The organism is Sphingomonas sp. GW821-FHT10F11 (genome assembly GCF_058809095.1).
Window position 1 is genome coordinate 401,356 of sequence record NZ_JBXASH010000001.1, and the last position, 15,481, is coordinate 416,836.

Annotated in this window: 16 protein-coding genes and 1 tRNA gene; 13 read left to right on the top strand and 4 right to left on the bottom strand. The window is 66.4% G+C overall.

The features are described 5' to 3' along the window. Positions 1-47: 47 nt before the first annotated feature. The 5 genes from bamA (at position 48) to AC1RT8_RS01890 (ending at position 4,709) form a co-directional block, all read left to right on the top strand. A complete protein-coding gene (gene bamA, locus AC1RT8_RS01870) occupies positions 48-2,795 on the top strand; it encodes an outer membrane protein assembly factor BamA (RefSeq protein ID WP_493073904.1) in 2,748 nt (915 codons plus the stop codon). Continuing rightward, complete coding sequence (locus AC1RT8_RS01875; protein WP_493073905.1) at positions 2,795-3,496, top strand: OmpH family outer membrane protein; 702 nt, start codon at positions 2,795-2,797, stop codon at positions 3,494-3,496. The genes bamA and AC1RT8_RS01875 overlap by 1 nt, the downstream gene beginning before the upstream one ends. Continuing rightward, positions 3,493-3,969 (top strand): 3-hydroxyacyl-ACP dehydratase FabZ, encoded by a 477-nt coding sequence (gene fabZ, locus AC1RT8_RS01880; RefSeq protein ID WP_493073906.1) that lies wholly within the window; start codon positions 3,493-3,495, stop codon positions 3,967-3,969. The genes AC1RT8_RS01875 and fabZ overlap by 4 nt, the downstream gene beginning before the upstream one ends. A gap of 92 nt (positions 3,970-4,061) precedes the next feature. After that, on the top strand, positions 4,062-4,292 hold the full coding sequence (gene rpmE / locus AC1RT8_RS01885) for a 50S ribosomal protein L31 (RefSeq protein ID WP_372854215.1): 231 nt from the start codon (positions 4,062-4,064) through the stop codon (positions 4,290-4,292). 105 nt (positions 4,293-4,397) lie between these two features. Continuing rightward, the gene (locus AC1RT8_RS01890) at positions 4,398-4,709 is read left to right on the top strand and encodes a PilZ domain-containing protein (protein WP_493073907.1); all 312 of its coding nucleotides are present in this window, start codon (positions 4,398-4,400) and stop codon (positions 4,707-4,709) included. A 7-nt stretch (positions 4,710-4,716) separates the two neighbouring features. Here the strand turns inward: AC1RT8_RS01890 and AC1RT8_RS01895 are convergent. Continuing rightward, a tRNA-Ser gene (locus AC1RT8_RS01895) sits at positions 4,717-4,806 on the bottom strand. A 93-nt stretch (positions 4,807-4,899) separates the two neighbouring features. On the opposite strand from AC1RT8_RS01895, the gene AC1RT8_RS01900 reads away from it, so the two are divergent. Genes AC1RT8_RS01900 through AC1RT8_RS01920 form a run of 5 tightly spaced genes read left to right on the top strand, consistent with a single transcriptional unit; the run spans position 4,900 to position 9,659 of the window. Further along, positions 4,900-5,946, top strand: coding sequence for a lytic murein transglycosylase (locus tag AC1RT8_RS01900; RefSeq protein WP_493073908.1), 1,047 nt, complete (start codon positions 4,900-4,902; stop codon positions 5,944-5,946). After that, positions 5,930-6,862: an SPOR domain-containing protein gene (locus AC1RT8_RS01905; RefSeq protein ID WP_493073909.1), complete on the top strand. Its 933-nt coding sequence runs from the start codon at positions 5,930-5,932 to the stop codon at positions 6,860-6,862. The genes AC1RT8_RS01900 and AC1RT8_RS01905 overlap by 17 nt, the downstream gene beginning before the upstream one ends. A 24-nt stretch (positions 6,863-6,886) precedes the next feature. Next, a complete protein-coding gene (locus AC1RT8_RS01910; protein ID WP_493073910.1) occupies positions 6,887-8,056 on the top strand; it encodes a D-alanyl-D-alanine carboxypeptidase family protein in 1,170 nt (389 codons plus the stop codon). Further along, positions 8,053-8,682, top strand: a complete 630-nt coding sequence (gene tmk / locus AC1RT8_RS01915) for a dTMP kinase (protein ID WP_493073911.1) — start codon at positions 8,053-8,055, stop codon at positions 8,680-8,682. Before AC1RT8_RS01910 ends, tmk begins: the two co-directional genes overlap by 4 nt. Further along, the gene (locus AC1RT8_RS01920) at positions 8,679-9,659 is read left to right on the top strand and encodes a DNA polymerase III delta subunit-related protein (protein ID WP_493073912.1); all 981 of its coding nucleotides are present in this window, start codon (positions 8,679-8,681) and stop codon (positions 9,657-9,659) included. The genes tmk and AC1RT8_RS01920 overlap by 4 nt, the downstream gene beginning before the upstream one ends. 279 nt (positions 9,660-9,938) lie before the next feature. Here the strand turns inward: AC1RT8_RS01920 and AC1RT8_RS01925 are convergent, their stop codons facing one another. The 3 genes from AC1RT8_RS01925 to AC1RT8_RS01935 form a co-directional block, all read right to left on the bottom strand. Beyond that, positions 9,939-10,781, bottom strand: coding sequence for a hypothetical protein (locus tag AC1RT8_RS01925; RefSeq protein ID WP_493073913.1), 843 nt, complete (start codon positions 10,779-10,781; stop codon positions 9,939-9,941). Between the two features lie 17 nt (positions 10,782-10,798). Then, a complete protein-coding gene (locus AC1RT8_RS01930; RefSeq protein WP_493073914.1) occupies positions 10,799-11,470 on the bottom strand; it encodes a hypothetical protein in 672 nt (223 codons plus the stop codon). A 78-nt stretch (positions 11,471-11,548) separates the two neighbouring features. Then, complete coding sequence (locus tag AC1RT8_RS01935; RefSeq protein WP_493073915.1) at positions 11,549-12,151, bottom strand: TetR/AcrR family transcriptional regulator; 603 nt, start codon at positions 12,149-12,151, stop codon at positions 11,549-11,551. 120 nt (positions 12,152-12,271) lie between these two features. On the opposite strand from AC1RT8_RS01935, the gene AC1RT8_RS01940 reads away from it, so the two are divergent. From AC1RT8_RS01940 to AC1RT8_RS01950, 3 genes are read left to right on the top strand one after another with little or no spacing between them, the layout of a single operon-like run. Then, the gene (locus AC1RT8_RS01940) at positions 12,272-13,297 is read left to right on the top strand and encodes an NAD-dependent epimerase/dehydratase family protein (RefSeq protein ID WP_493073916.1); all 1,026 of its coding nucleotides are present in this window, start codon (positions 12,272-12,274) and stop codon (positions 13,295-13,297) included. Between the two features lie 59 nt (positions 13,298-13,356). Next, positions 13,357-14,034, top strand: a complete 678-nt coding sequence (locus tag AC1RT8_RS01945; RefSeq protein WP_493073917.1) for a response regulator transcription factor — start codon at positions 13,357-13,359, stop codon at positions 14,032-14,034. Beyond that, the gene (locus AC1RT8_RS01950) at positions 14,034-15,371 is read left to right on the top strand and encodes a HAMP domain-containing sensor histidine kinase (RefSeq protein ID WP_493073918.1); all 1,338 of its coding nucleotides are present in this window, start codon (positions 14,034-14,036) and stop codon (positions 15,369-15,371) included. Before AC1RT8_RS01945 ends, AC1RT8_RS01950 begins: the two co-directional genes overlap by 1 nt. Positions 15,372-15,481 lie beyond the last annotated feature (110 nt).

Consider the following 15,481-nt stretch of genomic DNA (forward strand, 5'->3'; position numbering starts at 1 on the left):
GCAGGCAGATATGCGGCCCGCGTAATTTCTCCGACTGGGGTGGGATAGTGACAGCGATCAAGGTTTCAAGTTTCGGCGCCCGCGCCACCGTCCTGCTCCTCGCAGGAACGATGCTGTCAGGCGTGCCGATGGCCGCGAGCGCCCAGACGGCTCCCGCGCCTGCAACACCCCCCGCCGCGGCGCCGGCCCTGCCGGACGTGCAGGTCGCTCCGCCGGTGACGCGGACGATCAAGACGCTGCGCGTCGAGGGATCGCAGCGTATCGAGGCCGATACCGTGCTGTCCTACACCAAGCTCCGGGTAGGTACCTCGTTCACCAACGAGACGCTCGATCAGGCGATCAAGGATCTCTATGCCAGCGATCTGTTCGCCGACGTGTCGATCAGCGGCGCCGAATCGGGCGATATCGTGCTGCGCATCCGCGAGAATCCGGTGATCAACCGCGTGCTGCTCGAAGGCAACAAGCGGCTGAAGGAAGACAAGATCAAGAAGGAGATCAAGCTCGCGCCGCGGCAGATCTTCACCCGCACCGCCGTCCGCCAGGATGTCGGCCGCATCATCGAACTGTATCGCCGCCAGGGCCGCTTCGCCGCTGTCGTCGAGCCGAAGATGGTCGCGCTCGACCAGAACCGCGTCGACGTGGTGTTCGAGATTACCGAAGGGCCGAAATCCAAGGTCCGTCAGATCAACATCCTCGGCAACGAGGTGTTCTCCGACGGTAAGCTGCGCGGCGAGATGGCGACCAAGCAGGCCCGCCTGACCACGATCCTGAGCTCGAACACGAGCTATGATCAGGATCGCATGGCCTATGACCAGCAGAAGATGCGTCAGTTCTACCTGACCAACGGCTATGCCGATTTCCGCGTGACCTCGGCCGTCGCTGAACTGACGCCGGACAAGAAGGACTTCATCATCACTTATGTGGTGGAGGAAGGCCCGCGCTACAAATTCGGTGACGTGACCGTCGACAGCGACATCCGCGACTTCGACAATAAGCGGCTGGCCGCCACGCTGCCGATGAAGAAGGGCGATTTCTACAACGCCAAGCAGGTCGAGGATTCGGTCGACAATCTGAGCGAGTCGACCGGCCTGTTCGGCTACGCCTTCACCGAGGTGAATCCCGAGTTCAATCGCGACAAAGACACGCTGACGATGGGGATCAACTTCCACATCGCGGCGGCGCAACGCTCCTATGTCGAGCGCATCGAGATCAACGGCAACACCCAGACCCAGGACAAGGTGATCCGCCGCGAGATCCGCCTGTCCGAAGGCGACGCCTTCAACAGCTTCCAGCTCAAGCGCTCGCAGGACCGCATCAACTCGCTCGGCTTCTTCCAGGAGAAGTTCGAGATCAAGAAGACGCAAGGGTCCGCGCCTGACCGCGTGGTGCTGGAGGCGAACGTCGAAGAGAAGTCGACCGGCGAGCTGTCGCTCTCGGCAGGTTATTCGAGCCTGGAGAAGTTCATCATCCAGGCCTCGGTCCGCCAGCGCAACTTTCGCGGCAAGGGCCAGGAGCTGCGCGCCAGCGTCAACTATTCGAGCTATTCGAAGTCGGTCGAGGTCGGCTTCACCGAACCTTATCTGTTCGACAAGAACATCGCGGTCGGCGGCGACATCTTCCGCCGCGATTACAACGCGTTCAACTATATCGGCGACGATCGCCAGACGACCTACACCCAGGTCTCGACCGGCTTCCAGATCCGTGCCGGCCTGCCGCTCACCGAATATTGGTCGCTGTCGGGCCGCTACGGCCTGTCCTATGACGAGGTAGGCCTCGACGAAGCGACCTATTTCACCGCCGGGGTCTGCGATCCGCTGCGCGCCGGCCGCTATCTGTGCGACGCGATCGGCAACCGTGCGACCTCGTCGGTCGGCTTCTCGCTGATTAACGACAGCCTGAACAGCCGCCTACGGCCGAGCGCCGGCAAGCGCCTCGTGCTCAGCGCCGATTTCGCAGGGCTTGGCGGCGACGTGAAATATGTCCGCACCCGTTTCGAGGGCGCGAAATATTGGGGCCTCGGCAGCGGCTTCATCCTCTCGGCGAACGCCGAGGGTGGCTATATCAAGTCGCTCGAGGGCAGCCGCGGCGCCGGCATCGACAAGGTCCGCATCACCGACCGCTTCTATCTCGGCGAGCCCGATTTCCGCGGCTTCGACATTCGCGGCGTCGGTCCGCGTGTCCAGCGCATTGGCTACACCACCGACACCGCCGGTAATCAGGTGCTGGTGACCGACCGCACGCAGTTCGTCGACGACGCGCTGGGCGGCCGGGCCTATTATCTCGGCCGGCTCGAACTGGAGATCCCGCTGGGCGCCGGTGCGCGCGAGATGGGCCTGCGACCGTCGATCTATTTGCAGGCCGGCGCGCTGTTCGGGATCACCCGGCCGCTGCCGACCGCGACCTTCCCGACCGTGACCGATCCGGTCACGGGCCGGACGACCGTGCTGCCGCTCCAGACCCAGGTATTCGATGGCAACGGGCATCCGCTGTACCTGGTGCCGTCGACCGATGCGGATCACGCCGGCCTCGCCACGACCTGTACGGTGGGCTATTCGGCCACGCTTGGCGGCACCGATTGCGCCGGCAGCTCGGTCAACACCGCCTATACAAGCACGACGGCACCATTCCTGGAACGCTTCGGCGGGGATTCCGCCAAGCCCCGGCTTTCGGTCGGCGCCGGTGTCAACTGGAACTCGCCGTTCGGGCCGCTTCGCATCGATGTTGCGTATGCGCTGTTGAAGGACCCGAGCGATGATACGAAACTCGTCACATTCAACGTAGGGACACAGTTCTAATGAAGACGTACAAGAAGGTTCTGCTTGCCACGGTGCTCGCCGCGCCGGGCCTGATGGTCGCTGCTACGGGGGCTCAGGCCCAGACCGTCGCGATGCTCGACCCGGAAGCTGCCATGCAGAATTCAAAGGTCTGGACCACCACCTGGACGACGATCGACACCACCTACAAGGCGCAGCTCGATCAGGCGAAGGCGCGCAATGACGCGATCAATGCCGAGATCCAGCCGCTGCTGAAGGCGCTGGACGCGAACAATGACGGTCAGCTCTCGCAGGACGAGATCCAGCGCGCGCGCGACAGCAAGCGTCCGGAGCTCGCCCAGATCGAGCAGAAGCAGACTGCCGGCCAGACCGAGCTCGGCCGCATGCTGCAGCCCGTCACCCGCGCGCGTCTGTATCTGCAGGAGCAGGTCGGCTCAAAGCTTCCCGATGCGGTGACCAGCGTCGTCAAGACGCGCAAGATTGGCGTCGTCGTGAAGCCGGACGCCGTGCTGATGTTGGGCGATGCCGCAGGCGACCTCACGCCTGCCGTCAGCGCCGAGATCGATCGCACCCTGACCAGCGTCGCCGTGCCGCCACCGGTATCATGGCAGCCCAAGCCGCAGGGCCAGCAGGGCCAGGCCGCACCCGCCGGAGCTGCTCCCACACCGGCAGCGCCCGCCGGCCGGCCCGCGCCGACGACGCCGAGGCCGCAGGGCCGGTGACCGACGCGGTGACGACGGGAACGCTGGGCCCGCTCGATATCGGGCAGGTCATGGCGGCGCTCCCCCATCGTTACCCGATGCTGCTGGTCGACCGTGTCGAGGAACTCGTCCTCGACCGGTCGATCGCGGCGATCAAGGCGGTGACGATCAACGAGGGCTTCTTCCAGGGGCATTTTCCTGGCCGCCCGATCATGCCCGGCGTGCTGATCGTCGAGGCGATGGCGCAGGCCGCCGGCATTCTGGCGGTCGAATCGCTCGGCCTCGCGGGCTCCGGCAAGCTCGTCTATTTCATGTCGATCGACGAGGTGAAGTTCCGCAAGCCGGTCGAACCCGGCGTGCTGCTGCGCCTCGAGGTCGAGATCGTGCAGAAGAGCGCCCGCGCCACCAAGTTCGCGGGCCGTGCGACGGTCGACGGCAAGCTTGCCGCCGAGGCCAAGTTCATGGCGATGATCACGGATCCGCCCAAGCCCTGAAAGTCCCGCAGGTTGCACTCACTGGCCGGCTCTGTTAGGGGCCGCGCCTTCGCTGCTGGTCGGAAACCAGCGGCTTTCCCGGAGATTCGCACGTGAAGAAAGATACCCATCCCGATTATCACACCATCAAGGTGCAGATGACCGACGGTACCCAGTTCGAGACCCGCTCGACCTGGGGCAAGGAAGGCGATTTGATGACGCTCGACATCGATCCGCTCGCGCATCCGGCATGGACCGGCGGCCGCGGCCAGATGCTCGATTCGGGCGGCCAGGTCGCGCGCTTCAACAAGCGCTTTGGCGGGCTGACCCTCAACAAGAAATAAGGTGGCGCGCGTCGTTAATGGCGCGTTAGCTATCGAGGACTAGGCTTTCCCTCTTCGCAGCAACGCGAGAGGGAAGCCATGTTCGCCGCCGAATTCGAACCAGCCATGAGCAACGGACGCCGGCGCAGCCCGCGCGCGCCGGTGTCGCTCGATGCGCGCCTCGGGCGCGGCGGCCTGGACCGCGCGCTGTGCAAGGTGACCGACATCTCGCTCCACGGCGCGCGAATCCACACCTATTCGGGCCTGCGCAAGGGCTCGATGATCTGGCTGACCCTGCCGCGCCTCGGGCAGATCGCCGCAACGATCATGTGGGCGGACGATTTCGAGGCTGGCTGCCAGTTCCAGCACCCGCTTGACGACGGCGCCTTCGCCACCCTGGTCGATCAGGGGTTACAGGCCCAGCCTCGGGCGGCCTGAGCTTTATTGGCGGAGAGGGTGGGATTCGAACCCACGGTGAGCTTGCACCCACGGCGGTTTTCAAGACCGCTGCCTTAAACCACTCGGCCACCTCTCCGCTCGAAACGCGCTTAGTGCGGGTGCGCTCTTTTGTGCAAGGCCTGCGACTATAGGGGTTCATGTCGTGCGGGGGCTGTGGCAAAGTCACGCGATGCGGGGGTTTTCCACATATGTAAGCAGGACGGGCGCGACACTCGCCACGATCCTGTGCCTTTCCGCCAGCGGCTCGGCCGCCGCGCAGGACGAGGCAGGCTTCCAATCCTATCTCGGCACGTTGCGCAGCCAGGCCGAAGCAAGGGGCGTGAGCCGTTCTACGCTCGATGCGGTGATGCCCGGGCTGACGCTCAACACCCGCGTGATCGAACTCGACCGGGCCCAGCCCGGCGCCGCCAACAATCCGTCGGCTGTCCCCAATTTCGCGCCCTACAAGGCGCAGCATGTCGATACGGCGCGGATCACGCGCGGACGGCAGGCCTATCTCGCCCAGCGTGGCCGGCTGGCGCGGATCGAGCGCGAGACCGGCGTGCCCGAATCGATCATGGTCGCGATCTGGGGACATGAGACCAATTATGGTAAGGTGATGGGCGGGTTCGATCTGCCGCGCGCGCTTGCCACGCTTGCCTATGAAGGGCGCCGGCGCGACCTGTTCGCCGACGAGTTCATCTCGGCGCTGCTGATGGTCGACCGCGGCGTGCCGATCTCGCAGCTGAAGGGCAGCTGGGCGGGCGCCACGGGCGGCCCTCAATTCCTGCCGTCGATCTACCTCCGCCTCGCGCGCGACGGGGACGGGGACGGCCGCGCCGATATCTGGACGAGCGAGGCGGATACGCTGGCGTCGATCGGCAATTATTTCGCCAATGCCGGCTGGCGGCCGGGCCAGCCCTGGGGGCTGGCGGTGAGCGTGCCGCCGAGCTTCGACCGCAACCTCGTCGCCAACCGGACGATCTCGCCGCGCTGCCCGCGCGTGTTCGCGCGGCATAGCGGCTGGAAGACGATGGCCGAATGGCGCGCGATGGGGCTGGTGCCGCAGACGCGCGGCTGGGCGGGGGATAACGTGCAAGCCACGCTGATCGAGCCCGACGGGCCAGGCAAGACCGCTTATCTGCTGACCGGCAATTACCGGGTGATCCTCGATTATAATTGCTCGAATTTCTATGCGCTTTCCGTGGGGTTGCTCGCCGATGCCGTTGAACAATAGCGGCGTGGTCGCCCTGGTCCTCGCGCTTGCCGGATGCGGCGGCGGGGGCGGTTATGAGGAAGCACCGTACATCGCGACGCCGCCGACCGAGGGACAGCGCGTCGTGCCCGGGGTCGGGCCGATGGCGCCGCAATATGATCCGCCGCGTACGAGGGTGCCGGTATCGACGCTCGACCAGGAGCCGCCGCCCGCCGATCTGCCGCAAAGCAGCGGGCCGCGCGGGACTTCCGGGCAGGAGCAGCGCTATGACGCGGTCGGCTATGCCGGGTCGTTCGGTGGCGGTGCCCCGCAATATTCGACCGCAGCGGTCAGCGTCGGACATGCGACCCTGCCGATGGGGACCTATGTCGAGCTGACCTCGCTCGACACCGGGCGGACGATCGTCGCGCTGGTCGCCGGGCGTGGAACCGGCAGGAGCATCGTCGACCTGTCACCGGCCGCGGCGCAGCAGCTCGGCGTGAGCGAGGGTGCCCCGGTACGCATCCGGCTGGTGACGCCGACGCCGCAGGACCAGATGGCGCTGCGCTCGGGCCAGACCGCCACCGCGCGGATGGATGCGCCGCAATCGCTGCTGACCGCGCTTCGCAGGAAGCTGCCCGGCCGCGCCAGCTATACGCCCCCTCAGCCCACACGCCCCGTGACGCCGCCACCCGGCGCGCGGTACACACCGCCGCCGGCATCGGAGCCCGTACAGGCCGCTCCGGCCCGGTCGGGCTATCTCGTTCAGGTCGCCGCCTTTTCGACCCGCGAGCGCGCCCAGGCAGCCGCCCGGCAAGTCGGCGGGCGGATCGCGGCGGCGGGCGGCCTGTTCCGGGTCCAGATCGGCCCGTTCGTCGACGCCGCGAGTGCCCAGCGCGCGCGTGACGAGGCGGCCCGGCACGGCTATGCCGATGCCCGCATCCTGCATATCGAGTAACCCCTAGCGTCACGGACTATTGTCATGAAGAAACTGCTCGCCGCCTCCGCCCTTGCGATCGTGATGGCCTGCCCCGGCGTCGCCGCCGCGCCCGATTTTCCGACGCCCGCGCCCGTCGCCTTCCTGACGGACCTGTCCACGGGTGCGATCCTCTATTCGAAGGATGCCGATCGCCGCATGCCGCCGGCATCGATGGCGAAGATGATGACCGTCTATGTCGCGTTCGACCTGATCAAGAGCGGCGAGCTGAAGCTCGACAAGCAGATCGAGGTGAGTCCCGATACATGGAAGAAATGGCATGGTCCGGCAGCGGGTTCGACCATGTTCCTCTCTCCCGGTGAGAAGGTCAGCGTCGAGAATCTGCTCAAGGGCATCGTCACCTTGTCGGGCAACGACGCCTGCGTCGTGCTGGCCGAGGGTATTTCCGGGACCGAGGAAGCCTTTGCCAATCTGATGAATCAGCGCGGGGCGAAGCTTGGCCTCACCAACAGCCATTTCGGCAATTCGAACGGCTGGCCGGATAACGGCGTAACCTATGTCACCGCGCGCGACCTCGCGAAGCTGGCCGCAGCGACGATCCAGGATCATCCGCAGCTTTACAAGAAGTTCTACTCCCTGCCGAGCTTCACCTGGGGCAAGACGCTGGGTGCGGGCGCCGACATCACTCAGGCCAATCGCGATCCGCTGCTTGGCCGTGTTGCCGGCGCCGACGGGCTGAAGACGGGGCACACCGAAGAAGCGGGCTATGGCTTCACCGGCTCCGCCGAGCAGAATGGCCGCCGCCTGGTGATGGTGATGGCCGGCCTGACCAGCGCGAACCAGCGGATCGAGGAATCGGTCAAGTTCATGAACTGGGGCTTCCGCGCCTGGCAGGCCAAGCCGATCGTGGCGAAGGGCCGCAAGGTCGAGACCGCCGAGGTCCAGCTCGGCAGCTCCAGCACGGTCGGCCTGGTCGCCCCCGCGAACCTGACCGCCACCTTGCCGGCGGGCGTCGCGCCCGACATCCAGCTCCGCGTCGTCTATGACGGGCCGATCAAGGCACCGATCAAGGCCGGCCAGCATATCGCCGACCTGATCGTGATGACCCCCGACATGCAGCCGCAAAAGCTGCCGCTGGTCGCCGAGACCGATGTCGCCGAGGCCGGCTTCTTCGGCCGTGCCTGGGCCGGGTTCAAGGGCCTGTTCGGCGGGTGACGGCGGGTCGCTTCATCTCGCTCGAGGGCGGGGAGGGGGCCGGCAAATCGACTCAGGCGAAGCGGCTGGCCGAGGCGCTGGGCGCGCGCGGCATCGAGACGCTGGTCACGCGCGAACCCGGCGGCAGCGAGGGCGCGGAGGCGATCCGCGGCCTGCTGATGCAGGGCGATGTCAGGCGCTGGAGCCCGCACAGCGAAGCATTGCTGTTCGCCGCCGCCCGCGCCGATCATGTCGAGAAGATGATCCGCCCGGCGGTCGGCGCCGGGACCTGGGTGATCTGCGACCGGTTCATCGACAGCTCGCGTGCCTATCAGGGCGTGGCGGGCGGGATCGACGATGCCGCCGTGCTGGCGCTGCACGCCTTCGGATCGCGCGGGCTGCTGCCCGACCGGACCTTCGTGCTCGAGGTGGCGCCTGAACAGGGGCGCGCCCGGGCCGAGGTGCGCGACGGAGCGGGCGCGGATCGCTTCGCGGCGCGCGGCGATGCCTTCCATGCCGATGTCGCGGCGGCGTTCCGGCGCTTCGCCGAGCATGAGCCCGAGCGGGTGCGGCTGATTGACGCTTCGGGTACGCCCGACACGGTGACGCAGGCCTTGCTCGCCAATCTGGAAGACCTGCTGCCGTGACGCTGCCGGTCGGCAATGACGCAGCGCACGCTGCTTTCGCCTCGGCGATGGAGAGCGGCGTGCTGCACCATGCCTGGCTGTTCGCCGGACCCGAAGGCGTGGGCAAGGCGAGCTTCGCCAAGGCCGCGGCGCTGCGCCTGCTCGCCGAAGGCGCCTCGCCTGGTACCCTGCCGCCGGGGTTCGACGTGCCCGAGGGCGACCGCACCCGATCGCTGATCGCGGCGGGATCGCACCCCGATTACCGCGAGATGGCGCGCCAGCCCAAGGATGCCGACAAGCCGGGACAGGATCTCGCGCGGAGCATCACCATTGCGCAGGTCCGCTCGCTCCAGCCGATGTTCGCGACGACGCCGTCCATGTCCTCGCGGCGCGTCGTGCTGATCGACGCGATCGACGATCTGGAGCGTGGCGGGGCGAATGCGCTGCTCAAGAACCTGGAGGAGCCGCCGGCGGGCACGATCTTCCTGCTGATCAGCCATGCGCCGGGCCGGCTGCTGCCGACGATCCGCTCGCGCTGCCGGCTGCTGCGCTTCGATCCGCTCGACGACAAGGTGATGAGCGGCGTGCTGCGCGCCGAACTGCCGCAGTGCGACGATGTCGAGATCGCCGCGCTGGTGAAGGCCGGGCAGGGCGCGCCGGGTCGGGCGCTTGGCTTTGCAGGGCTGGAACTGGCCAAGCTCGACGAAGCGATGAGCGCCATCGCGCGCGACGGCGACCCGGGCAATGCGCGCCGGACCAAGCTCGCCAAGCTGCTCGCCCCCAAGGCCGCGCAGCCGCGTTACGAAGCGTTCCTCGACCGGGCGCCGGCGTTCATTGCCTCGGCGGCACCGTCACGGCAGGGCCGGCAGCTGCAGACCGCGCTCGACAGCTATGATGCCGCACGGGCGCTGGCGGCGAGCGCGCGGGGCCTGTCGCTCGATTCGCAGGCGACAGTCTACGAGATGGCTGGGCTGGTGGCGAAGCTCGGCGAGGCCTGAGTTTCTCCAACATTTCGCGGATTTTCGCGCAACTTTTTTTCTTCCGCTGTTATGTTGGATTTCGAACGCGAAATCAGCGAATGTTTCCAAGCGGTTGGTGCGCCTTTCCGCTGTTATGCATAACAGCGGAAAAATCACCGGAAACAGCGGAAAAAGCCGCTGCTTTTACCGCTGTAACGACGAAAAAATCGTCCAACATTCTAGACAGTGGAAAGAGCCGGTCGGGACCGGAATTGCCCCGACCGGCCGGACGCTGCGACGACGAACGGCAAAGTTGAATCAAAACCGCCGGTGATCGCGGCCGTCGATCACGTCGCAGGTGCCCCGGAAGCCGTAATTATAGGACCCCTGGACGGTAATCCGCCCGCTGCGGCGATCGATCGTGATCCGCGGCTTGTTCAGGCCGTTCAGCCGGTAGGTCGCGTTGATCATGTCGGGCCGGACCGACACATCGTACAGGTCCCACCAGCCGTCATTGCCGCGCGAGTTGATCGGCGGGATCAGTTTTTTCGGCAGCCGGACTCGCCCGCCGCCGTCCCATAGCTGGAGCATGATCGAGGCGTCGAACTGCTGCGTGGTCAATTCGGTACGGTTGCCGAAATCATAGCGGTCGCTGCGATCGTTCCAGGTCCAGCCATAGCGCGTCGCCACCGAGGGCCGCTGCCCATCACCGAAACAGATCAAGCCGAGATCGACGCGGCGGCCACCCACCTGGAAACCGCCGTCATCCGGCTGGACATAACCGGGGCGGCCAGGACGGTCGGGCTGCGGGCGATAGCCCGGGTCGGGCCGATATCCGGGATCCGGGCGATTGCCGCCCGACGTCGGGCGCTGACCGCAATCGGGTGCCGGGGTGGCGACGATCGAGTCGTAGCGTCCGTTCACCGTCGCGATCGACACGCATTGCCGCCGCGCGTCATTCCACCAATAGCTCCATTTGCGGTCGTCTCCGGTAGTCGTGCGGATGAAACGATAGCCGCGCGACTGCAGCGCGCCCTCCGCCTGGCCCGCACGAGCGCCGACCATGTCCTCAAGGCCGGGAGCCGTCTGCGCGAAACCCGGTGCGGTCAGCAGGCACAGCCCAAACAGGGCGGAACCCTGCATCCATGGATGATTCGTCATCACGATTTCTCCTTGTTTCAAAGAGTGAACAGCCAGGCGACTCCGGTCGCAATGACGATACTCTCGACCATGCCGAACGAGGCATGGATGAAGGCTCGGCCCCGGGACACATTCAGTTGCACGGCAAACCAGCGAGTCTGCACGATGCCATAGGCCAGCAGCGCGACGACCATGACAACCACGCCGGCAAGGCGAACCCGGTCCCATGGCTGAGTCAACATCGTCGCGCCGATACCGAGGGTCAGCGCGAAGGGCGCGGCCAGATAGCATTGCGCGTAGAAGGGCGGCTTCAGCGCCTTCCGATCGAGCCCGGCCCCGCGCTTGCGCACCAGCCGGGTGGCCATGAGCAGCGGGAAGATGCCGAACAGGATCAGCCGGAGCAGCAACAGGCTGGTATTGTCGTCGACCAGGCTCGCCAGCCCATGGCGGCTCCGCACGATCGCATTGGTGCCGACCAGCGTCAGCTCGAGCGCCTGCGACAGCAGGAGCGACAGGACGAGGAAGATCGGCGGGCTCAGCGCGTCGCCATATTGATCGTCCTCGGGCAGGGCGAGCTGCGCCTCGGCATAGGCCATCATCGACAGCGGGTGGCGGATGATCCGCCACAGGGTGATCGGGAAGAAGATCACCCAGCTCAATATCTCGAAGAGCAGTTCGTCCAGCGAGTTGAGCCATTGCATGAAATTCATGGGGGCGATGTCCCGTTGCCGACGTCTTGCTGCGCCGCCGCTGTACGCGGTTCAACCGCAATTGGAACCGGAACGTCCCTAGCGGGCGATCGAATCAGCCTCGATTCCAAGGAGCTGGGCGAAGACCGGCGCCAATATCCCGACCAGCACTTCGGGATCGGCATCGGTGAGCGCATCCAGCGCGATCATCTGGCGCATCATCTGGACGCCGGCGACCAGCGACAGCAGCAGCGCGGCGCGTTCGGGCGCGTGCGCGACGCGGACTGCGTCGGTTGCGGTCTTGTGGTGGATCCGCGCAATCTGTTCGCGCGCGATGCGGGCTGCCGCGGAGCTGGAGGAGGAGCGGAACAGGATCAGGAAGCCGTCGAGCGGCCCTGCGCCAACCGCAGTGAGGCCGACCAATGCAGAGGCGAGGTCGCACGCGATGGTGGGGGAGGCGAGATTCTCCGGCGCCAGAATCACCGGATCGGCCATCGTGTCGGCGACGACCTCGGCAAAGAGTTGTTCCTTCGAGCCGAAATAGCGGTTGACCAGCATCGCGGTCACGCCGGCACCGGCGGCGATCTCACGTACGCCTGCCCCGTCATAGCCCGAGGCGGCGAAGGCACGGCGCGCGGAAGCCAGGATCGCAGCCCTTGTAGCGACGGCATCGCGCCGGCGTCGCCCGGCCGTGATTTCCATTACCGATACCTCCCATATCTACGGGTGTAGACTCTTGCTTCGCCACTAAGTATACGAGTGTAGATATATTCACAAGACTCGTCGCTACGGCCCGACAGGGAGCGGCGCAGAAGGGCAGACATGAGCAAGACCATCCTCGTTACCGGCGGTACCGGCTTCGTCGCCGGCTGGTGCATCGTCGATCTGTTGCGACGCGGGCATGCCGTGCGCACCACGATCCGCAATCCCGCGCGGGAAGCGGTGGTGCGGGCAGCGGTCGAGTCGCAACTGGACCCGGGCGACCGGCTGTCCTTCGCGATCGCCGATCTGACCGAGGATGCGGGCTGGGACGCAGCGATGGCGGGATGCGACGGCGTGCTCCACATCGCCTCGCCTTTGGGGCGCGAGGCGCCGCGCGACCGGGATGCGCTGGTCGCGCCGGCACGCGACGGCACCTTGCGCATTCTGCGCACCGCCGTCGCGGCCGGGATCGAGCGGGTGGTGATGACCTCCGCCGCGGCGACGGCGCGGCCGCCGCGCGGGTCCGGGCTGGTGAGCAACGAAACGGTGTGGGCCGATGCCGAGGACCCGATGCTCGATCCCTATCGGCGATCGAAGATCCTGGCCGAGCGCGCCGCATGGGATTTCATGGCTGGCACCAGCGGCCCGACCCATTTGACGACGATCCTGCCCGGCGCGGTGTTCGGCCCGTTGCTGGGCAATGGGGAGGCGGCATCGGTCTGGGTGATCCAGGGGCTGCTCGACGGCCGGCCGCCGCGGCTGCTCGACCTGGCGCTGTCGGTGGTCGATGTGCGGGATCTCGCCGCGCTGCATGTCGATGCATTGTTCGAGCCCGCCGCGGCCGGGCAGCGCTTCCTTGCGACGGGCGAAACCATGTGGATGAAGGATATCGCGGACATCCTGCGCGCCGGCCTCGGGGCGCGTGCCGCGAAGGTGCCAACACGGGTGCTGCCCAATGCGCTGGTGCGGGTGATCGCGCTGTTCCTGCCGCGGCTGCGCATGTTCCTGGGCGACCTTGGCCAGCGCCGGCCGGTGAGCAACGACAAGGCGCGCCAGATACTTGGATTCGCGCCGCGCCCCGCGCGCGAAACGATCCTGGACTGCGCCGAAAGCCTGTTGGCGTCGCACCCCGCACGCGCCGGTTGAGATCGGCTGCACAAAGGATATGGGAGGGTATCACCGACTTCCCATCGAGGGCCGACAACATGCGACTTCTGGTCGTGGAGGATGATCCGCGCGCGGCGAAACAGCTGGTCGCCGACCTCGAGGAACTGGGCCATGAAACCATGGTCGCGGCGGACGGCCGGGCCGCGATCGTTGCCGTGACCGACGGCAAGTTCGAGGCCGTGCTGCTCGACGTGATGCTGCCCTATGTCGACGGGGTGGGGGTCGCCAAGCTGCTGCGCGAGCGTGATATCGACGTGCCGATCATCATGCTGACGGCGCTGGCCGATCTGGACCAGCGGCTGACCGGGCTCGATGCCGGTGCCGACGATTATCTGATCAAGCCCGCGGCGCCGGCGGAGATCGATGCGCGGCTGCGCGCGATCGTCCGGCGTGCTGCCCGATCGGGCGATTCGGGCATCATGCGGGTCGGCGATATCGAAGTGAACGAGATCAAATACCGCGCCACGCGCGCCGGCCGCCAGCTCGTGTTGCCCAAACTCGAGTTCCAGGTGCTGTGCGAGTTGGTCCGCAACGCGAACAGCATCGTCACGCGGCAGATGTTCTACCAGAATGTCTGGAAATATGATTTCGAGCCGACCACCAACATCATCGAATCCTATATCCGCCACCTCAGGCTGCATCTCAACAAGCCGGGCGAGACCGATCCGATCGTCACGGTCCGCGGCGTCGGGTACATGATCACCGACAAGAGCTGATGCGGCCCCGGTCCCTCCGCGCGATCATGACGATCTATGTGGTCGTCTTCCTGGTCGCGCTGGTGGCGATCCGTTTCGTCAGCTACACGCTCGACAGCGATGCCCTGCGCCGGCAGGTCGACCGCCGGCTGGCGAGCGAGGCGAGCGCGATCAGCGGCAGTGGGGAGATATCGCGGGCGGCGATGATCGACCGTATCGAAGCCGCGCAGAACGACCATGACACGGCCGATCTGTTCTACATGCTGATCGACGCGCGCGGGCGGCAGATTGCCGGCGAATTGCGGCTGAAGAGGCCGCCCCCGATCGGCTATTCCGATTTCGGCGACGACGCCGCAGTCGAGGGCGTCGCCCATGGCCGCGCGCTGGCGCGCAGGGTCACCGGCGGCGATACGCTGGTGGTGGTCTCGGACAATGACCTGGTCGACGATTTCGACCGCATGCTGTTTCGCGTGCAATTGATCGGGCTGGTCATCACCGCGCTGATCGTGATCGGTGGCGCCATCGGCATCATGATGGTGATCGGCGGGCGGATGCACGCGATGCAGCGCACCGTGGATGCGGTGATGGAGGGCGATTTGAAGAGCCGCGTGCCGCTCGACGGATCGCGCAGCGAGTTCGACCAGCAGGCAGCGGCGTTCAACCGCATGCTCGACCGGATCGACGAACTGATGGCCAATATCAAGCATGCGGCGAAGGACGTGACGCACGAGCTGAAGAGTCCTCTGGCCCGATTGCGGGCACGCGTGGCGGCGATTGCCCGCCGAACGGAAGAGGAGGCAATCGGCGCGGACATTGCCGATGTACTGGAGCAGACCGACCAGATCATCGACCTGTTCGGCAGCCTGTTGCGGCTTTGGGAGATCGAGGGCGGGCATCGGCGCGAGCGCTTTGCCGATGTGGAGATGAGCGATCTAGTGCGCGACGTGGGGGAAGCGTTGCTGCACGTCTCCGAGGATGACGCGCATCCGCTGCAGCTCGACATCCTGGATGGCCTGAGCGTGCGCGGGGACCCGAACCTGCTGCGCCAGATGCTGGTCAATCTGGTGGAGAACGCCATCCGGCATACGCCGTCCGGCACGCGGATCGCGGTTGGTGTGGAACGGCGCGGGAATTCAGTTGCGGTGAGCGTGGCCGATGACGGGCCGGGTATCCCGGCGACCGATCACGACACGGTGATCCGGCGGTTCGGGCGGCTGGAGTCCGAGGGCAAGCCGGCGGGGCAGGGGCTGGGGCTGACCCTGGTCGATGCGATCGCGCGACTGCATGACGGCACGCTGGTGCTGGAGGATGCGGGACCGGGGTTACGGGCGGTGGTGGTGTTGCCGCTGCATCGGTGAGGCCGCAAATGCCGTCCCCGGCGAAGGCCGGGGTCAGTCGGAAAGGCTTCAGTGATGGAGCGAGCGGCCAGATGCCAGATGGGAGACTCATAAACCGCGAACGGCAGGAA